We start from the raw sequence: 20129 nt of genomic DNA, 5'->3' as shown, positions 1-20129 counted from the left end.
GGTGAGAGACAACATGAATAAGATGAAGTGGTTGATTTCTTTAATGCTTTCACTTGGGCTACTTGCCGGATGTGAAGAGGCAGCTGTAAAGCCTGAGAAGAAAGCAGAACCAAAGCAAGAAGAGGTAGCAAAACAAGAAGAGAAACAAAATGAAGCGAAACCGGAAGAAAAACCGGAGGAAAAACAAGCTGAACAAGAGCAAAATAAGCAAGACGAACAGAAAGAGCAAAAAGAACAAAAAGTAGAAGAGAAGCCGAAAGAAGAAAAGCAACAGGCACAACCGGAAGTAAAGAAAGAAGAGAAACCGCAGGAACAGCCTGCTACTAAGCAACCAGAACAGCAAAAAGTACAAGAAGAGAAACCACAACAGCAACAACAATCGAAAGCACCAGAAGTAAAAGAAGAAGCGAAGGTTGTGAATCAACCGAAAGAAACACCGAAGCAGGAGCAGAAAGGAAATCCTGAGGAACCAAAAAATGTACCGGTTCCGCCAACGCCAAAACCAGTACCAGACCCAGTTCCATCACCAAAACCAGTACCTAAACCACAAGCAAAACAAGTCACGATCTCAGTAAAAGGTGACAAAGGCTACTTATTAGGTGCGAGAAAAATGGATGTACAAGAAGGCGATACAGTTTATAAAGTATTGCAACGCACAGGTTTAGATGTGGATGCAATGGGCTCTAAAGGTGATATTTACGTAAAAGGTATTAATGATTTATATGAAAAAGATGTAAATGATAATAGTGGGTGGAAATATCGTTTGAACGGTTCGTTTCCAAACTATAGTGCGGGTGTAGTTACAGTGAAGCCAGGAGATACAATCGAATGGGTGTATGTATACTAAATTAAGAAAGGCATTCGGTAAAGGACTATGAAAATAAGTTTTTCTTCTTTACATCCTTTTGTGAATTTTTTCTATTATATCGGGGTGATGATACTATGTATGATGTGTCTTCATCCTCTTTTTTTAATTGGAGCAATTCTATTAATCGTTATAATCAATGTGATGCAAGGGAATAGCGAAAAGATAAGAAAGATGTTACCGAGCACAATCGTATTCTTTTTGATGGTCATTTTATTTAATTCATTCTTAACACATAGAGGCCGAACTACGTTATTTTGGTTAGGTGATAGCCGTATTAAGCTTGAGGCGATCATGTTTGGAGTAGTAATGGGGTTATTACTAGTTGCGATAATGTTTACGTTTGCTTCGTATAATGATATTATTTCAAGTCATAAATTTTTATATTTGTTTTCCAGAATTTCACCGAAAGTAGCATTGTTAACGATGATTACAATGAGGTTTGTTCCGTTGTTTATGAGACGATTACAGAAAATAACACTCGTCCAAAAGACAAAAGGTGTACAAGTAGATGCAGGTTCCATTGTGGAACGGGTGAAAAATGGTATGCAACTGTTGCAAGTATTATTAATTTGTTCGTTAGAAGATGCGCTACAAACAGCAGATTCTATGCAAGCTCGTGGATTTGGTGTAACGAAGCGTACGACATATATTCGGTATAGAATGGAAAGACGAGATTGGTATACGCTCAGTTATTTAAGTATTCTACTTATCATTGCTATTATATGTAGTAATTATGGCGGAGGAAAGTTAATCATTTATCCGAAAGTTGAATCTATTCTATTTCAGCAATATGATGGAATAATGTTTGGCGTATTTACGATGTTTATTAGTTTACCAATTATAATGGAAGGAAGGGAGTGGATATGGTGGCGCATGCAGAAATAAACAATTTATCATTTGTATATGCTGATGAAAACGAATATGCGTTACAGCATATTTCTCTTTCTATTCAAAAAGGAGAGTTTATTGCACTTGCCGGCGGATCAGGATCTGGGAAGACGACTTTATTAAAACATTTTAAAAAGGAATTGCTTCCAATCGGTAGACGCTCAGGAGAGATATTTTATGATGACGTTTTATTAGAGGAGGTACCTGATTTATTATCTGCGCAAGAGATTGGAATGGTATTTCAAAATCCAGAAAATCAGCTCGTAATGGATACGGTCATTCAAGAATTAGCATTTTCTTTAGAAAATATCGGATTACCATCACAGATTATTCAAAAACGAATAGCAGAGCTTATTAGCTTCTTAGGATTTCAAGATTTATTGCACCAATCTGTTCATACGTTATCTGGCGGGCAAAAGCAGCTTGTCAATTTAGCTGCGGTATTAGTTATGCAGCCGAAATTATTATTATTAGATGAACCGACGGCGCAGTTAGACCCCATTACTGCGAAAGAATTTTTAGGATTGTTAAAACGTATTAACGAAGAACTTGGCATTACGATTGTGTTAAGTGAACATCGTTTAGATGAAGTGATCCCACTTGCTACGCGCGTTATTTGTATGAATAATGGTCGAATCGTGTATGATGGTAATCCTAAAACAGTTATCACGAATATGTGGGAAGTAGAAAACTTTCGTCCATTTATTCCGCAAATTCCAAGATTGTTTTTAGAGTGGAATGCGAAAGATATCCCGTTTACAGTGCGAGAAGCGCAAATAAAATTGAATAACTTTTCAGCGATATCATATGTGAATGGGCCAATCGCACAAAGTGAAAAGCGAGAAGTCATTTTAAGTGCAGAGCATATTTCATTCCAATATGAAAAAAGTAGCCCACTTATTTTACGAGACTTAACAGTATCAATTGAAAAAGGAAAATGGGTAGCTCTCGTTGGGAAAAATGGTACAGGTAAATCTACACTGTTAACGATTTTAGCTGGATTACAAAAAGCGAGAAGAGGGAAAGTAAAGTGGAATGGGAAAGTGATACATAAAATTGATTCGAAAGAACGATTTAAAAGTATTGGGTATGTATCGCAGCATCCGTATTATCATTTTACATTTGATACAGTGTGGGAAGAAGTGTATGAACATGCACGAGAGTTATACGGAGAACAGGGAAAAGAAATAGCAGAAGATATGCTCAAACAGTTTTGGTTGTATTCGCTTAAAGAACGCCATCCGCATGATTGTAGCGGGGGAGAGCAGCAATTACTCGCGTTATGTACAACGTTATTATCAAAGCCAACTTTATTATTACTCGATGAACCGACAAAAGGATTAGATCCATGGAAGAAAGAAAGAGTAGGAGAGCTATTTAGGAAGTTACAACAAGAAGGTACAACAATTGTAATGGCGACGCATGATATTGAATTTGCAGCGAAGTACGTTGATCAATGTATGATGTTATTTGACGGAGCAGTCATTATGAATGATGCACCGAAAGAATTTTTTAGTGGAAACTTCTTTTATACAACATCTATCAATCGATTCATTCGAAAAGAATTGCCATATGCATTAACGTGGGAGGATGTGTACGAAGCGTGTCCAAACGATATGTTGCATTTATAATATGTATTTTTGCAGTAATAGTAGGCACATTACTCTTTACGACACTTATCATGGACGGTTATTACATGTTAAGTAGTTTGTTTTTATTAGTTGTTATTATGTTACCGTTTTATATCCGCTTTGAAAGAAAGGCGTTTGTTTCACGTGAAATTGTTCTCGTTGCTGTGTTAGCAGCAATTGCAGCAGTTAGCCGCGTACCATTTTCTCTTTTACCAAGTGTACAACCGACTTCTTTTGTCATTATCGTTTCTGCAATTGTATTTGGGAGTGAAACTGGTTTTATGATCGGGGCAACCGCGGCTATTGTATCTAACATCTTTTTAGGACAAGGTCCGTGGACGCCGTGGCAAATGTTTTCGTGGGGGATGATTGGTTTTATAGCTGGATTATTACGTAATACATTTTTAATGAAAAAGCTATGGGGAAGACTTCTATACGGATTGTTTGTTGGGTTTTTATTTGGCTGGATTATGAATTTATGGGGGCTGCTCGGTTTTATACGTGAGGCAACGTGGGAAGCAGTCATTTCGTACTATATTGCAAGTTTTTATTTTGATTTGAGCCATGCGATTTCGAATGTTATTTTCTTACTACTATTTAGTACGTCTTGGATTACGACTCTTACAAGGTTTAAAAAGAAATACGGCATATTAGATAAGCATAACATGGCATAGAAAAGCATACTCATATAAGGTAGGGTCGCGACTTACATATTCGTTTGCCTCTTTCATGCTTCTTACATATTGTAAGGAGCATTTTTTATTGTCAAAAAATTGATCCAATATACTTCCGTTATTATATAAGATTATTTGTATAATAGTAGGTGAGAAATGTTTTCGAAGAGGAGGTGTATAGTTAATGAAGTTAGTTATTCCGAAGCAACACGGTGCATGGGCCATGCTCGTTATACCATTTCTATTAAGTGTCATACTTGGGAAACCTACTATGTATCATATTCCATTGTTTTTAGCTTGGTTCTTTATCTATTTAGCTACGTATCCATTCCTTACGTACATAAAGCAAAGACGAAAAAAAGAGTTTTTACATGCAGCAATTGTATATTTTATCATCGCATTTATATTTGGGATGATTTCTCTATTATATGAATGGCGCATTCTTTTATTCGTAGTGTTCATGATTCCATTATTTATTGTAAATATGTATTACGCTCGTCAAAAAAATGAAAGAGCATTATTAAATGATATTAGTGCAATTATTGTTTTCTGTATTGGCGGTTTAGTTAGTTATTATTTTTCAATGAAACTCATAGATAAAACAGCATTATTTATTGCGTCTATATCATTTTTATATTTTTTAGGAAGTACGTTTTATGTGAAAACGATGATACGTGAGAAAAATAACCCGAAGTATCGTCTTATATCATGGGGGTATCATATTCTATTAACAATCATTATATTTGCTATCAATCCGTGGTGTTCTCTTATTTTTATACCGAGTGTCATTCGAGCAATTATGTTGTACGGTAAAAAGATTTCTATTATAAAAGTAGGTATTTTAGAAATTGCTAATTCTGTATATTTTTTAATTATAACGGTAATAATTATGAAGTATGCCATTTGAAAAAGCTTCCCACCTTATGATGGGAAGCTTTTTCAATCTTGTTCTAAAATGTGAACTGTGTAATCACAACGTTGAATAGCTTGTTCGATCGCATAAAGGGATTGTTCAATACGTGCGCGATTAAAATCTTTTTCAACAGTCTGTAGCGCTGCTTCTAAACAATGTTTTGCTTCTTGTAAGGATTGAAAAGAATCTTGTACATATCCGCGAGCATTTTCGTGCATTTCATATTCCTCCTTGCATATTCATATATGTATAGTATGAACAGTAAAGGTGAAAATATTATTTGTTATATTTGTTTGACAATTAAAATGAAATTACGTATAGTAAGAATTAAGTGAATATTTTCTTATCCAGAGAGGTGGAGGGACTGGCCCGATGAAACCCAGCAACCGCGATGCAGGTGCTAATTCCAGCAGAACATATTTGTTCTGGGAGATAAGACGAAGATATATACGTAACTTCTTCTTATCGGAGAGGTTTTTTTATTGCAAAAAAACCGATTACGAAAATTTATATTAAGAAGAAAGGGGTTGCGAAGTACTGTGACACTCGAAAAATACGTAAAACTGCGTAGTACAGTTTATGAATATATGATAGAGCAAGATAAGCCGATATCATTGTTAGATATTCAAGAACATATCGTTTCGCATCATGAAGGAAAATTCACGAAAAAGATGTTACATCAATTTTATTTATCAAGACTATTAGATGAACTGAAACTGGATGGGAAAATTACATTAGCTGATGAATATCTCTATACGGAAAAAGGGGTGTTTTATAAGGCGGGAAAAGGGAGCTAAGCTCTCTTTTTTTTGAAGTATGTAGAGTAAAAGACTGCTTAAGCAGCCTGATACAGGGAATGGTGTTGAGTGTGTAGTGTCAAAGATTGAATGTGCCTGAAAGAGGCACTTCATATCGGCTGCAAATGAAAAGAGACACCTTCGCCGAATAGGTGTCAGTCGTTTTGTCATATAGACTTGCTATTTGACAGTTATTAGAATAACATGCAGCGGCTCTAGAAGTCAAAAGGGAATTAAAGGAAGAGGTGTTGTTATGTACGCTTACTTATTACATGATATAACGAAATGGATTCCTAAGTACATTATAGATCAAGGGTATGAATATTATGAAGAAGGACATGTAGATGATGTTGAAATACAAGATAAGAAAATATTTGCTTTCGTTACTGGAAACGCAGGAAACTATGAAGTGATTATTGATCTTGAAGACTTTACAGAAAGTAGCTGCGAATGTCCATATGAAAACTATTGTAAGCATATGGCGGCAGTTGTTTATGATATTCAAAGTACTGGTGAGAGTACGGTAAAAGAGAAACTGAAAGATTTAGAAAAGGAAGAGTTACTTACTGTACTAAATCGATTGTTACAAAGTTCGAAAAACGTGCAAATTGTAGAGAAAATGTTAAAGAAGGGGAAAATTTAACTTATAGAGGGAGTTGTTATGTAGTGAATGTACTAATTGTATACGCTCATCCTAGTCCTTCAAGTTTTAACGCGGCGATTTTAAAATATGTGCAAAAAGGATTACAAGAAACAGATCATTCGGTTACAGTACTTGATTTATATAAAGAACGATTTGATCCCGTCCTTGTATTTAATGAAGAGAAGAAAAGACGTGATTTAGTAAATGAAGAAGAAACAGCTCGGTACAGAACGTTAGTCGAAGAAGCAGATATGCTTCTCTTTATATATCCGATATGGTGGTGGGGGATGCCCGCTATTTTAAAAGGGTTTGTTGATCGCATTTTCGTAGCTGGATTTGCTTATAAATATGAAGGTGCCTTGCCGAAAGGATTATTGAAGGGGAAGAAAGCGTGGGTAATTAATACATTAGATTCACCGTTATGGTACGTGTCTCTATTATATCGTTCAGCAGATTGGATTATGATGAAGAGAGGTGTTTTACGTTTTTGCGGCATTCGCGATATAAAACGATCTGTTTTTCAATCTGTGAAAACGAGTAAACGAGAGAAGCGGGAAAAGTGGTTATTACAAATAGAAGAAAAGGCTCGTACATTATGAATGAAATCGAACGTATTATAAAGTGTTGTCAGTATGATAACGAACTTTTTCGTACATATATTAATTGCTTACTTCAATTGAAGAAATGCAGTGAAACGTTTCAACAAATACAGATTCAATTAAGAAATGATTATTTAATAAGAGGAATTTGTGAAAGAGAAGTGGATGAGGTAGTAAGAGGAAGTAAAGAGTATGAAACGTATTTTCTTCCTAAAGCGTTACAATGGAATTTCCTTAAGAAAAATCCACATGTAATTGAACAAGTATGTGAAGATTTTTTTGCACTTGAGGCATTACATCTTACGGAGATAGAGTGGAGGAAGATTATAAATTGCATGGGAAATAAAGTGAAACTTTAATCAGTGGGGGTTTTGTTCTCTCCCACTGATTATTAGTTGAACCAATAGGGCGTTTACGGGCAGTTGATCGCCCGCAGAACTGCTTTGCTTCAATTGGATAAATGGCGGGGGGATTACTGCCCGTTAATGCGGGGTGAATAAATTATTATGTAAAAAAGCTAGTATAAAACTAGCTTTTCGTTTAAATAAATAAGAAACATAGACTAATGATGAATCCTGCATATAGTAAGTTCGCAACGCAAAATCCCATAATATCACGAGCACCTAAACCAGCTATCGCTAATGCCGGTAATGCCCAGAAAGGTTGAATTAAATTTGTCCAAGCATCACCCCACGCAATTGCCATTGCTGTTTTTGCAGCAGGTACACCAAGTTCAGCGCCAGCTGGAATCATAATGGGTGCTTGCACAGCCCATTGACCGCCACCAGATGGAACGAAAATATTAACGATGCCAGCACTTAAAAAAGTAAAGAACGGGAAAGTCGTTTCGTTTGAAATGCTAATAAAGAAATTAGAAATAGCTCCTCCAAGTGAAAGTCCTTCACTATTTGCTCCAATCATCATCCCCATAATTCCTGCGTAAAACGGAAATTGAAGTAAAATACCAGAAGCACTTTTTGTAGAATCTGAAAAAGCGCGAATATATTGAATCGGAGTACGGTGGAAAATAAGTCCAGCAATTAATAACATAAAGATCACAATATCGAGAGTAAGATTAAAGCCTTTCGTATAAAAGTAATTGAAAATATAAATGAGACCTAACAATCCAACGCAAAGTGTAATAATGATGCTATTTTCCATTTTCTCAGCGAACGTATTGTTTCCTACTTCTTGAGCGGCAGCTTCTTCATGGAATACGCTAGGATCTACAGTTATCGTATGTTTTTCATCTGGATGCATCGCTTTATTAATGAGAGGCATCGTAACGAGAAAAATAATAACCGGTACAAGTGCGTATGGTGAGAATAACGTTTCTGTTATTGGAATTGCTTCTTTAATACTGCCTGCTGTCGTTTTAATTAACGTTTCACCGCCAGTTGCTAACGTAAGAGGAATAGAAGCAGAAAGCCCCGCATGCCAAATGAGAAATCCAGAGTAGGAAGAGGCAATGGCTAGTCTATAATCTAATCCTTCCAGCTGCCTTGCTACTTCTTTTGCATATAAAACAGATACAACAATACCAAATCCCCAGTTTATGTATGCCCCTAGTAAACTAACGATTGAAATAGCAATAATACCTTGTCCATTCGTTTTCGGTAGTTTTGCCGCTTTCGTTAATCCTTTTTTAATAAGAGGAGCGTTTGCTAAAGCAGATCCTGTCACGAGTACAAGTGCCATTTGCATAGAAAAGGCGAGAAGTCCCCAAATTCCATTACCCCAATGATTAATCATTTCCACAGGTGTTTGGTGAGTCGCAAACATGCCGAAGAAGATTACAAAAACAGTTAATAAACATGATAAAATAAACGGTTCTGGCAAGAAACGTTGCACTAAGGCGACGCAACCATTTGTAAAAGAACGAAACAAAATAGATCAACCTCCTTATGTATGTTTATTACAATTATTCGAGGTTGATTCGTTCATAACCTTTAAGAATTAGAAAATTCTGATATTTATAGAGGGGGGGGAATATTGTCAAGAAGAGTAGTACCCATCACTCTGACAGAAAAAGTTGCTTTCCTCAATATGAAATATTGCATATAAAAATGAATTGATGCAAATGTAAAAGCTTATTATAATGAAAGCATAAATATACAACACATCTTAATACAGCAAAGAGGAGGAAGTAATATGGAAATCGCAATGGCAGTTTTAAAATTTTTAGGTGGAGTAATTCCGTTAGTTCAAGAACTTTTAAAAGCGTTTATGTAAGTTTATTAGTTAGCTATCATGTATCAATCATTATTATATCTTACTAAAAAAGAACGGGGTGATTTTTCTGAACATTAAGAAAAATACCAAAAAAAGAAAGTTCCTTGCATGTTTATTAGTTAGTCTAAGCACTCTTAATTATTCATCTATTTCTTTCGCAGAAACACAAATCGTTAATGCAAATGATATAACTAAAAATGCTAGTAGCATTGATACTGGCATAGCAAACCTTAAATATAATAATCAAGAGGTTTTAGCTGTAAATGGTGATAAAGTAGAGAGTTTTGTTCCGAAAGAAAGTATCAATTCAAATGGTAAATTTGTAGTAGTGGAACGCGAGAAAAAATCACTTACAACGTCACCAGTCGATATTTCGATTATTGATTCTGTAGTGAATCGCACGTATCCAGGAGCTGTACAACTTGCCAATAAAGCTTTTGCAGACAATCAACCAAGCTTATTAGTGGCTAAGAGAAAGCCTTTGAATATTAGTATAGACTTACCTGGCATGAGAAAAGAAAATACAATCACTGTCCAAAACCCAACATATGGTAATGTGGCTGGAGCAGTAGACGATTTAGTATCTACTTGGAATGAAAAGTATTCCGCAACACATACGTTACCTGCAAGAATGCAGTATACAGAATCTATGGTTTATAGTAAATCACAAATCGCAAGTGCTCTTAATGTTAATGCTAAATACCTTGATAACAGTCTAAACATTGATTTTAATGCGGTTGCAAATGGAGAGAAAAAAGTGATGGTAGCGGCATATAAGCAAATATTTTATACCGTAAGTGCTGAGCTACCTAACAATCCATCCGATCTATTTGATAATAGTGTTACTTTTGATGAGCTAACTCGTAAAGGAGTAAGTAATTCAGCTCCACCTGTTATGGTTTCAAATGTAGCTTATGGTAGAACGGTTTATGTAAAATTAGAAACAACATCTAAGAGTAAAGATGTACAAGCTGCTTTTAAAGCTTTACTTAAGAATAACAGTGTCGAAACGAGTGGACAGTACAAAGATATTTTTGAAGAAAGTACCTTTACTGCTGTAGTATTAGGCGGAGATGCGAAAGAGCATAACAAGGTTGTTACAAAAGATTTCAATGAAATCCGAAATATCATTAAAGATAATGCTGAATTAAGTTTTAAAAATCCAGCATATCCAATTTCATATACAAGCACTTTCTTAAAAGATAATGCAACTGCTGCTGTTCATAACAATACAGATTATATCGAGACGACAACTACAGAATATTCAAGTGCTAAAATGACACTTGATCATTACGGTGCTTACGTTGCTCAATTTGATGTATCTTGGGATGAATTCACATTTGATCAAAATGGGAAAGAAGTACTAACACATAAAACATGGGAAGGTAGTGGCAAAGACAAAACAGCTCATTACTCTACAGTTATCCCTCTTCCACCAAATTCCAAAAATATAAAAATCGTTGCAAGAGAATGTACAGGTCTTGCATGGGAATGGTGGAGAACAATTATTAATGAACAAAATGTTCCATTAACAAATGAAATAAAGGTTTCAATTGGAGGAACAACGTTATACCCAACTGCTACTATTAGTCATTAGGTTGGAGCAAAGCGCCCTGGTTATAGGGCGCTTTTTTACTTGTTTGAAAGAATGTCGGTGTTTTTAGATGTATCATAATCAATTCGCAAATCTTGTAATCATATTTTTTATGGCTGTATCAATGTTATTAATGATTGTATTCCCCTTTATTAAATCCCCATAAATGTAGCCTATCTTAGGTTGATAGTGATGCATGGTGTCTCCATGTATATAAATGCATTTTGTCGAAATTATTAAAAAGGGGAATTTTTCTATTTGAAGAACTAATAATTGATTGTCAATATGTATTAGAAATCTTAATCTAAACTAAAGGAGAACAAAATGGGACAAAACAATAAGGGCTTTTCTGAAACAGGATTGCGCAAAATGCGCAATATATTGGCGCGGCATGTCGATTCTGGAAAGATTCCTGGGCTCGTCGCCTTAGTCAGCCGAAACGGCGAGACGCATGTCGAAGCGCTTGGAACAATGAGGCATGATGGTGGTGCACCAATGCGTCGGGACACGATTTTTCGATTGGCGTCCACTAGCAAGCCAATCGCAGTTTCACCAGTAATGGTTCTGCTCGATGAGTGCAAACTGCATTTAGACGACCCAGTAGACAAATGGCTACCGGAACTTGCAGACCGGAAAGTGTTGAAACAGCCCGATGGCCCGCTAGAAGAGACCGTCCCAGCACGGCGTCCTATCACTGTACGAGACTTGTTGACCTCCACATTCGGGCTCGGAGTGGATCTCACGTTGATGGGTTCTCCAATCATGAACGCGTTCTTCGAGAGTGGGATATTTGACACGCCAGGGCAGGATATGCCCGATCCAGATGAGTTTATGCGTCGCCTAGGTGGACTTCCGCTAAGCTATCAGCCCGGAGAGCGGTGGCAGTATCATATCAGTATAGAAGTAATCGGCGTTCTTGTTGCCAGGGTCACGGGTCAGACGTTCGAGTCGTTCTTGCACGAACGCATATTCGATCCGCTAGGAATGAAGGACACTGGATTCTACGTATCTCAGCTCAAGATTGATCGGCTTCCACCAGCCTTCAACCCCAATCCGCAGACAGGTGAATTCATCGTGTGGGATGAGGGGGCGGGTGGACGTTATAGTAAACCTCCAGCATTCCAAGCAGGCGGTGGTGGACTGCTTGGAACCGTCGACGATTATCACGCGTATTTGCAGATGCTTTTGAATAAAGGGATGCACGGTACTAAACGGATCCTGTCTAGACCCGCAGTCCAGCTGATGACCACCAACCGTCTTACTCCGGAACAACAAGTATACCGAGACGATTTGGCCAAAAATAACGTCCATTTGTCGTTCGGACAAGGGATCCAAGGTGGCTGGGGCTTTGGGATGGCGGTGCGTACCTATCTTGGAGACTACGCGTCTATTGGTCAATTCGGCTGGGATGGTGGAACCGGTACTTCAGCTTACGCTGATCCAGATAAACAGTTTATTGGAATTCTGTTCACACAGGTTGGGATGTCCACTCCGGCCCCATCGCATCTTATCCAAGACTTCTGGACTACGGCTTATCAAGCAATCGAAGACTAGGGTACGTTTAAAGGAAAACGCCAAGACGGATAGATAATCATAGGCTTGATGGCCACGATCGACACCATGGTTAAAAGTTAGGATAGGACCGTGTTGGAAGTACTGCGGTAACAGTTGGGCATTATTAATAATAGCACAACAAAAAATCCTCTTGGATGCAAGAGGATTTTTTTATTGGGAATAGTAAGGACGTGAGGAGGTGCATTACATATGGGAAAAGGTAGAAGTAATAATGCTGGTAAAAAGCAACCGAATTTCGATGATTCATCTAATTTCGCTAAACAAAGCCAACCGACAGAAAAGAAGAAGAAGTAAAAAAAGGATCTCTCTTTATAAAGAGAGATCCTTTTTTTAATATATTGACGTTTCGGCACAACATATCGATTGCTCAACCAAATAGTCATTATAGTCATTCATGCAAGGCTTAAACTCCTTCGAATGGAAGTTAATTTAATATTATTGTCCTGCTTTTTATAATACTTATTCACGTTTACCTTATTTAAAAAGCCAATAAAAAAAAGACACGTTTCCTAAATAAACGAGCTCTTAATGGAGTATTATCTTTATTTTGAGCATTTAATAAAATTCTCCAATTTATATTTTACTCTAATAGTCTATGAAATTTAATTAATTAAATGTAAAATTTATATAGTAAGTTATAAGAATCTATGAAGAACTTTAAATATATTATTCTACAATTAGGCCAAATTATAGAGTGCAAGTTCTACTAGGTTTAAAACTATTGAGAGACATGAGGAGAGGATTACATTGACTAGTTATGAGCAATTCATAGAGGCTCTTAAAGAAAAAATAGGCGATACTGTAACATCGGCAGAGATAAAGGACAGATTAATAACAAAATTTAATACGAAACCGGGGAGTATTAATCCTGCTGATTATTGTTATAACCGTTATAACAAAGGGAGAGCTGTTAATAAAAATCTGTTTATATATATAAATAAAAAAACTTATAGATATGTAGGTGAAAATTATCCCTATACAGGATTAGTTTTTCACAAACCTAAAGGGACAGATTGTGAATATGTTGTAGGTGAGTGGGATAATGGGAAACTTCTTTTTTATAAGGATAAGTATCAAATAGGAATCTCACAAATTAAAAAATTATATGAAGCATACTTTGAAATGTTACGATTTGAAATGAATGTTCTTGGTTGTAAGGCGACTGAATTAAGGCATCTTATAGGTCGTCTAGGTGAATTTTTTTGTGTTCTTTACACAAATGGTGAGTTATCCAAAGTGACGAATCAGCATGGATATGATGTCATTAAAGATGGGCGAAGAATAAGTGTTAAAACAACTGCCCAAGAAAAAGGATTTATCACTATCAATCAAAACACATTTGATCAATTTGATGATTTCTTCGTAGTTCAGTATAAAGATGATGATTTGAAACTATTATTTTATGGGCCAAAGGAAGAGATACCATCGCTTAGACCATATGGGAATACTTATGAGGTTGATATCTCTTCTTTAAAGAGAGTAGAAAAGACACTCCTATAAGGGGGTCTTTTTTATACTTTTTTTAGCAGAAGCAAGCAGCTCCAACGATGATTAATAAAATAAACAATACATCTAATAAAGAAAATCCTTCAGAAAAACCGCAACTACCGCAAAATCCCATAATAGTTCTTCCTTTAATAAGAGGGAACAATAGGGGGATGCTCATGTATTTACATTCTAAACAAAAACATATTTGGAGCCACTTTGCGTTCTTATCATTAATTTTAACTTTTTGTTCGGGATTACAAGCTCTAGCATTTTGGACAATCCGTTTAGATTTCGATATTTCTTGGTGGATTCCTAATTTATATTTACTAGTTTACCCATGCTTCTTTTTAAAAAGTATTTGTAGAGAGTGCGGATGGTATGAGACGAATATGAGAAAAGAAAGAAAAGAAAGAAAAGAATTCATTTAATATAAGAAAGATAGGATCTTTAAGTACATTCGAATTGCTAAATTAGTTTTTTCGCCAGCCATACAGCAGAAGTCAAAACAATTTTCGAACTGAAGATAGCCGATGCTTCCTATGGTAAGGAAACATCGGCCTGTATGATTTATATTGGATTAGTTTAAGTCTCTGGAATAATTGTAATAGCGACAGTCCGAACCGGAGCCTCTATTTCGTTGCCTTTACTTTGGTTATTATAGTATTTAATCATTAATTCGTTAAGTTCGTTTTGGAATTTTCCAAAGTGTTCATCATCTAGCTTGAATTCTACTACAGAAAAAGTAGCCTTATCTTCTTGATTGTTTTGTTCCTCTAATTTCTTAAGGTAACTTTGATATTGTGTCATAAGTGATAACTGGTAATAAGAAATATAGTTTAACTTTTCATCATCAGATAATCCTTTCCATTCACTTCCTTCAATTTTTGCATCTTCTTCATTGATTGCGTAATATTTTTCAGAAACAGATTTCACCTTTTTTTCTTTAATTACATGGACAATACCAGAATCAACCATAGTTTGTAACTGTCTATATAGTGTTGCTTGTGGTACATTTTTAATGATTTTTACCATTTCTAATGGTGTTAGCCCATCTTCCTTATGTCTCATTAACACTTGGCAAATTTTCATTCTTACCGGATGCATTAAAATTTCAACTTTATTACTCATTATATCACCTTATATATCGTTTTTTTATTCTCATTATAAATAATGAGAATAATGATTGCAATCCATCTGTTTTTATTTTATCATTATCAATAATGATAATGAGATTTAAAAGGAGTGATGACAATGAAAATACATTATGGATTGAATGATCTTAAAGACATTGATATTATGGCTTTTCTACCCATTATATTGCCAGTTATTGCAGTGGGAGCACTTTTAGTTTTAATTGCATTCATTGATTTATATCGACATAGGAAAACAAGAAAAAATGTACTTGTATGGACGTTAATTATTCTTTTCGTTAATATATTGGGACCTATCTTGTACTTTGTTATAGGGAGAAAGGACAGTGGGAAATTATGAAATTAGAGATTAAAAATGTAACAAAATCATTTAAAGGAAAAATTGCTGTCAATAATTTCTCGATGGAATTGCAAGCTGGGGAATGCGTCGGATTAATTGGACCAAACGGAGCAGGGAAATCCACATTAATAAAAGTAATTTCGGATATTACTAATCCAACTGCTGGTGAAGTTTTATTGAATGGGATAAAAATATCAAAAATGAAAAGTGAAATTGGTTATCTACCTCAATATCCAAATTTTTTTCATTGGATGACAGCGAGAGAAACGCTTACGTTTATGGGCCAACTTTCGGGGTTGAAAAAAGAAGAATTGTCAAAGTCGATTCCGAAAATGTTGGAGAAAGTTGGACTAAAGGGAGAAGAAAATAAAAAGGTTAGTACATTTTCTGGTGGAATGAAGCAACGACTTGGTATTGCACAAGCATTATTGCATAAACCTTCGCTTATTGTCATGGATGAACCGGTATCCGCATTAGATCCGATCGGCCGGCGGGAAGTATTGAATCTGATTGAAGAAATAAAAAAAGATACAACCATTTTATTATCAACCCACATCTTAAGCGATGCAGAAGAAATCTGTGAACGATTTGTCATTATAAAAGATGGAACAAAAATAGAAGACACAACGATTACGGAGCTTTTACATCGTAATCGTGAAAATAAATTAGTTATTGAAATAACAGCTAAAGATCAAAAGTGGATTGAAATTGTGAAAAAATTACCGTATGTGAAGAACGTAGAAGTGGTTGGGCTTAAAATCAAAGTGAAGGTTGAAAGTATCGAAATAAGCAAAAATATGTTATTACAAAATGCACTCGAACATAAAGTGGACATCGTTAAATTTGAAATGAGCAACGATACTTTAGAAGAGATTTTCTTGAAATTGGTGGTGCAAAAATGAATAACTCAATGGTATTGATAAAAAAAGAATGTGTTCAAATGTTACGTGATTTTAAGATCATTTGGCTACCAATTGTTTTTATATTTTTAGGTGCAACACAACCGATAGTAACTCATTATTTACCATCAATTCTAGAAGCGTTAGGTGGAGGCCAGGGAATTACAATTGATCTGAGTATGGCAGCGCAAAAAGGGGGCGAAGTATTAGCGACTACTTTGGGATCCCAGTTTGACCAGCTTGGACTTATGATTCTAGTGATTTCTATGATGGGTGCAATTCAAACAGATAAAGCTAATGGTATGCTGGCCTTTATTTTAACAAGGCCCGTTACTGTTACTTCATATGTAGGTGGGAAAATAGTGTCAAACTATGTAATGGTAGCGTTTAGTGTAACAATTGGATACGTAACTTCTTATTTATATGTAAATTTTCTTTTTACTGCTGTTCCATTTGCACACCTAATTACTGGATTACTATTTTATCTAATTTGGGTTCTTTTTATCGTATCTTTTACAACGATGATAAGTGCTATTTTTCACAGTCAAGGTATTATTGCATTAATTTCAATTGTTTTCCTTTTAGCCTGCAGAGTAATTGTCGGTTTGAATCCAATAATGGATCGGCTTAATCCAGCCGGTATGAGTAAGTATGCAATGGAAACGTTAGTTACGGGGGGCGTAAATTCAAACGCAATAATTACTGGATTACTAACTATAGTGTGGATTTTATTGACACTCTTCGTAACGTATTATTGGATTGCTAATAAAAAGTTTCATTATGAATAAACGTGATGAGGATAATGGGTTTAAATAATACACCCCAACAATAAAAAGCTTCCACTACTGTGGAAGCTTCTCTAAATGATGTGCAATATCAATATACATATTAGAGTAAACGGAATGTATTTCATTACTAGGTGTAGCGTTAGAAGAGAAGTGGACAATGACCATATTGGCTTTCGGATCGATGTAAAGAGTTTGTCCGTAACTACCTAACACTTCAAAAGCACCTTGTTCATTGTGCGGTATCCACCATTGATTATGATAAGAAATGGAAGCCCCGGGGCCAACTGCAAGTTCACCTTCTTGGACATTTTTTATATCTTCAGTAATAGAAGAAGGGAGGATTTGTTTTCCGTTATATTCCCCGTTATTTAGTAGTAGTTGTCCGAATCTAGCCATATCTCTAGCAGTTGCATTTAAGCCAGCGCTTGCTTGTTCTACTTTTGTTTCATCTGTAACGTAATACGCGTTTTCTTCCATACCAATTTGAGACCATATGCGCTCGCTAACATTTTCCGCTAATGATTTACCCGTGATTGTTCGAATCACCCAAACGAGTGTTTCCGCTGATCCGTTATCGTAAGAAAAATCAGAACCAGGCGTTGCAGTTTCTTCTGCTTCTCGTAACATATCATAAATTTTCATCGGACCGTCGTAGTTTTTACCTCGAGGTAAAATATTGCTAGCTAAATATAGTTGTGCATCTTGATTTTCTAACGCTGGATGTTCATATCCGTGAGTAGGATATTCTACAGAAACTTGCATGTCCATTAATTGCTGAAGTGTGGCATTACCGAACGGTGTATTTTTTAATTCTTTTATATAAGTGTCAGCTGTTTTTTCTAAGTCAATGCGGTTTTCTTCAGCAAGAGATTGTATAATTGCTCCGGTAAAAACCTTCGCTAATGACGCCATACCATGAGGCTCACTCTCGTTATATCCATTCAAATATCGTTCATATACAAGTTGTCCATTATGTACAACGACAAAAGCATCCGTTTTGTTATCGTCTAAAAGTTTTTTTAGAGGAGTTGTATTTTCAAATCTACGCGCCACAGCAAAATCGTCTAAGTTTTGCGATGCGGTAGAGAAGTGGAAAACTTGATCCGGGTTATTTTTCACCTCGTTAATTAAAGTGAATTCTTTCATATGTGTATACGACCAACGTAAGTACGGATCATCTAACCAATTTTTCTTCGTCACGTTATTTTTTGATGGGATTGTTTTATTATGTTTGAAGTATGTAAAACCGAGCCCTGTAATTACAAATATGAATGTGATTATGAGTAAGAGTAGGGGAGATTTTTTAAGTTTCATATCGGTCCCTCCTTTTTTATTTCTATTATAAGTATACGCTTCTATTAAAAGAAATACAAAATAAGGAAAGTAAACGGGGAAGTTTACTTTCCTTATTCATGTTAAGCGGAAACTTGTCCGTCTGTATGTTGTTTCTTGAATTTTTGTTTTCGTCCGTGTAAGCCATAATAGAGTAGTAAAGTGAATGCAACGATAATAGCTGCGATAAAATACATATTATGGTAACTTGATTTCGCTGCGACGATACCTAAAATGAAAGAACCAAAACCGAGACCACTATCAAAGAATGAGAAGTACGTAGCTGTCGCAGAACCTCGTCGATGGTTTGCAGCGGCAGAGATTGCAATCGTTTGAAAACTTGGAATTAATGTTCCGTAACCTAAGCCGATTAACATACCTGCGCCAAGGAACCAAAACGGAGTTTGCGCTTGGCTTAAAATGAACATCCCGATTGTGAAAATAATGATAGCTGGGTAAACGAGTACATTTTCACCGAAGCGATCAAAAATCTTTCCTGTAAATGGACGAGAAATGACAACAACGAGTGCGTATAAAATAAAGAAGTAACTAGCAACTTCTCCTAAACCGATTTCTTTCGCATAAATAGGGATAAAGGATAAAATACCACTATAAGAAAAGGCTAAAACAAATCCTGTCAGAGCAATCGGAATAGAGGATGGTTCAATTAAGTCCTTCCATTTCATTTTTTCTCGTTTTTGTTTGCTCACTGGTACTTCATGCGGAATATTTACAAGTAGTCCTAATAAAAATGCAAGCAATGAAAATACGGAACAAACGATAAATAGTACAGTAAATGAAAAATGAGAAATAATTGTTAAACCTAAAAAAGGACCAATTACCATCGGCAAACTCATGAATACGCCGAAATAGGCAAGTGCTTCGCCTCGTCTATGATCGGGCGCAACATCTGTGACAATCGTACCAGTTGCAGTTGTTGCCATACCGAACCCAATACCATGTAAGAAGCGAAGGGCAAGTAATAAGAATAAACTTTGTGCACCAAAATACATAACAGTAGCAGCTAAAAATAATGACAATGAAATAAATAAAATTTTCTTTCTCCCTAATTCATCGAGCCATTTTCCTGTAAATGGTCTACATAAAACAGATGAAATAAGAAAAACAGTTGCAACTAAACCAATTTCCTCAGGTTTTCCTTTTAGGCCGTCTATGACATAGACAGGCAAAGTAGTCATGAGCATATAAAATGTTAAGAAAAGAAATAGACTACTAAAACAAGTTCCGAGGAAATCCTTCGTCCAAAGTTTTTCACTTTGCATCGTCATCCCTCCAATTTAATCTAAGTTTTTAATAATTTGTTGTAACACTTGAAATGCTTGATGTAACTCATCTTCGTTAATACCTTCTAGTGTCTTTTCTTCGAAAGTATCAACTTCTTCTTGCCATACCGGAATCATTTTTATCGCTGTTTCTGATAAAGAAATAAGCTTCTCACGGCGATCTTTTCCTTCTGTACGAATAATCCAGCCCATCGTTTCCATACGTGTTAATGTACGAGTCATCGTTGGTGATTCAACATTTAAATACTGACATAATTCGGTTTGCGTACAAGAACCAGTTTGATTGATGCGGAAAATTACAGCCCATTGCGCACTAAATAACCCAGTGGGAGATACGCGTTCATTAAATTTCTTTGTGAATTTTCGAGAAGTCTGGCTGACAATGTGAAAAAAATGTTGTTTTTCGTCCATAT

General features: G+C 35.8%; 23 protein-coding genes and 1 riboswitch. Of the genes, 16 read left to right on the top strand and 7 right to left on the bottom strand.

Features of this window, described 5'->3' with window-relative positions:
* The first annotated feature begins 13 nt into the window (after positions 1-13).
* From AC3WTI_RS07445 to AC3WTI_RS07425, 5 genes are all read left to right on the top strand, one after another.
* The gene (locus AC3WTI_RS07445) at positions 14-847 is read left to right on the top strand and encodes a DUF4430 domain-containing protein (RefSeq protein WP_097841775.1); all 834 of its coding nucleotides are present in this window, start codon (positions 14-16) and stop codon (positions 845-847) included.
* Positions 848-874: 27 nt separating this feature from the next.
* Complete coding sequence (locus tag AC3WTI_RS07440) at positions 875-1753, top strand: energy-coupling factor transporter transmembrane component T (RefSeq protein WP_097841774.1); 879 nt, start codon at positions 875-877, stop codon at positions 1751-1753.
* A complete protein-coding gene (locus tag AC3WTI_RS07435; RefSeq protein WP_097841773.1) occupies positions 1732-3387 on the top strand; it encodes an ABC transporter ATP-binding protein in 1656 nt (551 codons plus the stop codon). Before AC3WTI_RS07440 ends, AC3WTI_RS07435 begins: the two co-directional genes overlap by 22 nt.
* The gene (locus AC3WTI_RS07430; protein ID WP_087958967.1) at positions 3360-4061 is read left to right on the top strand and encodes an ECF transporter S component; all 702 of its coding nucleotides are present in this window, start codon (positions 3360-3362) and stop codon (positions 4059-4061) included. Before AC3WTI_RS07435 ends, AC3WTI_RS07430 begins: the two co-directional genes overlap by 28 nt.
* A gap of 184 nt (positions 4062-4245) precedes the next feature.
* Positions 4246-4968: a YwiC-like family protein gene (locus tag AC3WTI_RS07425; RefSeq protein WP_087958968.1), complete on the top strand. Its 723-nt coding sequence runs from the start codon at positions 4246-4248 to the stop codon at positions 4966-4968.
* Positions 4969-5000: 32 nt separating this feature from the next.
* Here the strand turns inward: AC3WTI_RS07425 and AC3WTI_RS07420 are convergent, their stop codons facing one another.
* Positions 5001-5192, bottom strand: a complete 192-nt coding sequence (locus tag AC3WTI_RS07420) for a hypothetical protein (protein ID WP_000544998.1) — start codon at positions 5190-5192, stop codon at positions 5001-5003.
* A gap of 122 nt (positions 5193-5314) precedes the next feature.
* Positions 5315-5413, top strand: a riboswitch (SAM riboswitch).
* 100 nt (positions 5414-5513) lie between these two features.
* Here AC3WTI_RS07420 and AC3WTI_RS07415 point away from each other — a divergent pair.
* From AC3WTI_RS07415 to AC3WTI_RS07400, 4 genes are all read left to right on the top strand, one after another.
* Positions 5514-5771 (top strand): hypothetical protein, encoded by a 258-nt coding sequence (locus AC3WTI_RS07415; RefSeq protein ID WP_000171477.1) that lies wholly within the window; start codon positions 5514-5516, stop codon positions 5769-5771.
* Between the two features lie 253 nt (positions 5772-6024).
* Entirely contained in the window at positions 6025-6414 is a 390-nt protein-coding gene (locus tag AC3WTI_RS07410; RefSeq protein WP_087958969.1) for an SWIM zinc finger family protein, read from the top strand.
* A 23-nt stretch (positions 6415-6437) separates the two neighbouring features.
* Entirely contained in the window at positions 6438-7013 is a 576-nt protein-coding gene (locus AC3WTI_RS07405) for an NAD(P)H-dependent oxidoreductase (RefSeq protein ID WP_097841772.1), read from the top strand.
* The gene (locus AC3WTI_RS07400) at positions 7010-7372 is read left to right on the top strand and encodes a group-specific protein (RefSeq protein ID WP_142286785.1); all 363 of its coding nucleotides are present in this window, start codon (positions 7010-7012) and stop codon (positions 7370-7372) included. Before AC3WTI_RS07405 ends, AC3WTI_RS07400 begins: the two co-directional genes overlap by 4 nt.
* Before the next feature lie 181 nt (positions 7373-7553).
* Here the strand turns inward: AC3WTI_RS07400 and AC3WTI_RS07395 are convergent, their stop codons facing one another.
* Positions 7554-8900, bottom strand: coding sequence for a short-chain fatty acid transporter (locus AC3WTI_RS07395; RefSeq protein ID WP_097841771.1), 1347 nt, complete (start codon positions 8898-8900; stop codon positions 7554-7556).
* Positions 8901-9303: 403 nt separating this feature from the next.
* On the opposite strand from AC3WTI_RS07395, the gene alo reads away from it, so the two are divergent.
* From alo to AC3WTI_RS07380, 3 genes are all read left to right on the top strand, one after another.
* Entirely contained in the window at positions 9304-10842 is a 1539-nt protein-coding gene (alo, locus tag AC3WTI_RS07390) for an anthrolysin O/cereolysin O family cholesterol-dependent cytolysin Alo (RefSeq protein WP_097841770.1), read from the top strand.
* 321 nt (positions 10843-11163) lie between these two features.
* Positions 11164-12393: a serine hydrolase domain-containing protein gene (locus tag AC3WTI_RS07385; protein ID WP_097841769.1), complete on the top strand. Its 1230-nt coding sequence runs from the start codon at positions 11164-11166 to the stop codon at positions 12391-12393.
* Between the two features lie 768 nt (positions 12394-13161).
* Complete coding sequence (locus tag AC3WTI_RS07380; RefSeq protein WP_097841768.1) at positions 13162-13914, top strand: DUF7225 domain-containing protein; 753 nt, start codon at positions 13162-13164, stop codon at positions 13912-13914.
* 22 nt (positions 13915-13936) lie between these two features.
* Here AC3WTI_RS07380 and AC3WTI_RS07375 read toward each other — a convergent pair whose 3' ends face one another.
* A complete protein-coding gene (locus AC3WTI_RS07375; protein WP_087958976.1) occupies positions 13937-14035 on the bottom strand; it encodes a YjcZ family sporulation protein in 99 nt (32 codons plus the stop codon).
* Between AC3WTI_RS07375 and AC3WTI_RS07370 the strand changes: the two genes are divergently transcribed.
* Positions 14034-14330: a DUF5360 family protein gene (locus AC3WTI_RS07370; protein ID WP_370452560.1), complete on the top strand. Its 297-nt coding sequence runs from the start codon at positions 14034-14036 to the stop codon at positions 14328-14330. The two genes, AC3WTI_RS07375 and AC3WTI_RS07370, sit on opposite strands and share 2 nt — an antisense overlap.
* Before the next feature lie 154 nt (positions 14331-14484).
* On the opposite strand, the gene AC3WTI_RS07365 is transcribed toward AC3WTI_RS07370, so the two are convergent.
* Positions 14485-15030 (bottom strand): transcriptional regulator, encoded by a 546-nt coding sequence (locus AC3WTI_RS07365; protein WP_097841767.1) that lies wholly within the window; start codon positions 15028-15030, stop codon positions 14485-14487.
* Between the two features lie 123 nt (positions 15031-15153).
* Between AC3WTI_RS07365 and AC3WTI_RS07360 the strand changes: the two genes are divergently transcribed.
* From AC3WTI_RS07360 to AC3WTI_RS07350, 3 genes are read left to right on the top strand one after another with little or no spacing between them, the layout of a single operon-like run.
* Complete coding sequence (locus tag AC3WTI_RS07360; RefSeq protein WP_087958979.1) at positions 15154-15393, top strand: PLD nuclease N-terminal domain-containing protein; 240 nt, start codon at positions 15154-15156, stop codon at positions 15391-15393.
* On the top strand, positions 15390-16295 hold the full coding sequence (locus AC3WTI_RS07355) for an ABC transporter ATP-binding protein (protein ID WP_087958980.1): 906 nt from the start codon (positions 15390-15392) through the stop codon (positions 16293-16295). The genes AC3WTI_RS07360 and AC3WTI_RS07355 overlap by 4 nt, the downstream gene beginning before the upstream one ends.
* A complete protein-coding gene (locus AC3WTI_RS07350; RefSeq protein WP_087958981.1) occupies positions 16292-17080 on the top strand; it encodes an ABC transporter permease subunit in 789 nt (262 codons plus the stop codon). The genes AC3WTI_RS07355 and AC3WTI_RS07350 overlap by 4 nt, the downstream gene beginning before the upstream one ends.
* Before the next feature lie 54 nt (positions 17081-17134).
* On the opposite strand, the gene AC3WTI_RS07345 is transcribed toward AC3WTI_RS07350, so the two are convergent.
* The 3 genes from AC3WTI_RS07345 to AC3WTI_RS07335 form a co-directional block, all read right to left on the bottom strand.
* Complete coding sequence (locus AC3WTI_RS07345; RefSeq protein ID WP_492304349.1) at positions 17135-18394, bottom strand: serine hydrolase domain-containing protein; 1260 nt, start codon at positions 18392-18394, stop codon at positions 17135-17137.
* A 101-nt stretch (positions 18395-18495) separates the two neighbouring features.
* Positions 18496-19695 carry an MFS transporter gene (locus AC3WTI_RS07340; RefSeq protein ID WP_087958983.1) on the bottom strand — a complete coding sequence of 400 codons (1200 nt, stop codon included), beginning with the start codon at positions 19693-19695 and terminating at the stop codon, positions 18496-18498.
* A gap of 15 nt (positions 19696-19710) precedes the next feature.
* Positions 19711-20127 carry a MarR family winged helix-turn-helix transcriptional regulator gene (locus AC3WTI_RS07335; protein WP_139365427.1) on the bottom strand — a complete coding sequence of 139 codons (417 nt, stop codon included), beginning with the start codon at positions 20125-20127 and terminating at the stop codon, positions 19711-19713.
* Between the last annotated feature and the right edge of the window lie 2 nt (positions 20128-20129).

It is taken from the genome of Bacillus sp. EB106-02-03-XG38 (assembly GCF_058792175.1).
The sequence above is the reverse complement of the archived record's forward strand: the minus strand, read 5'-3'. Positions and strand labels throughout refer to the sequence as shown.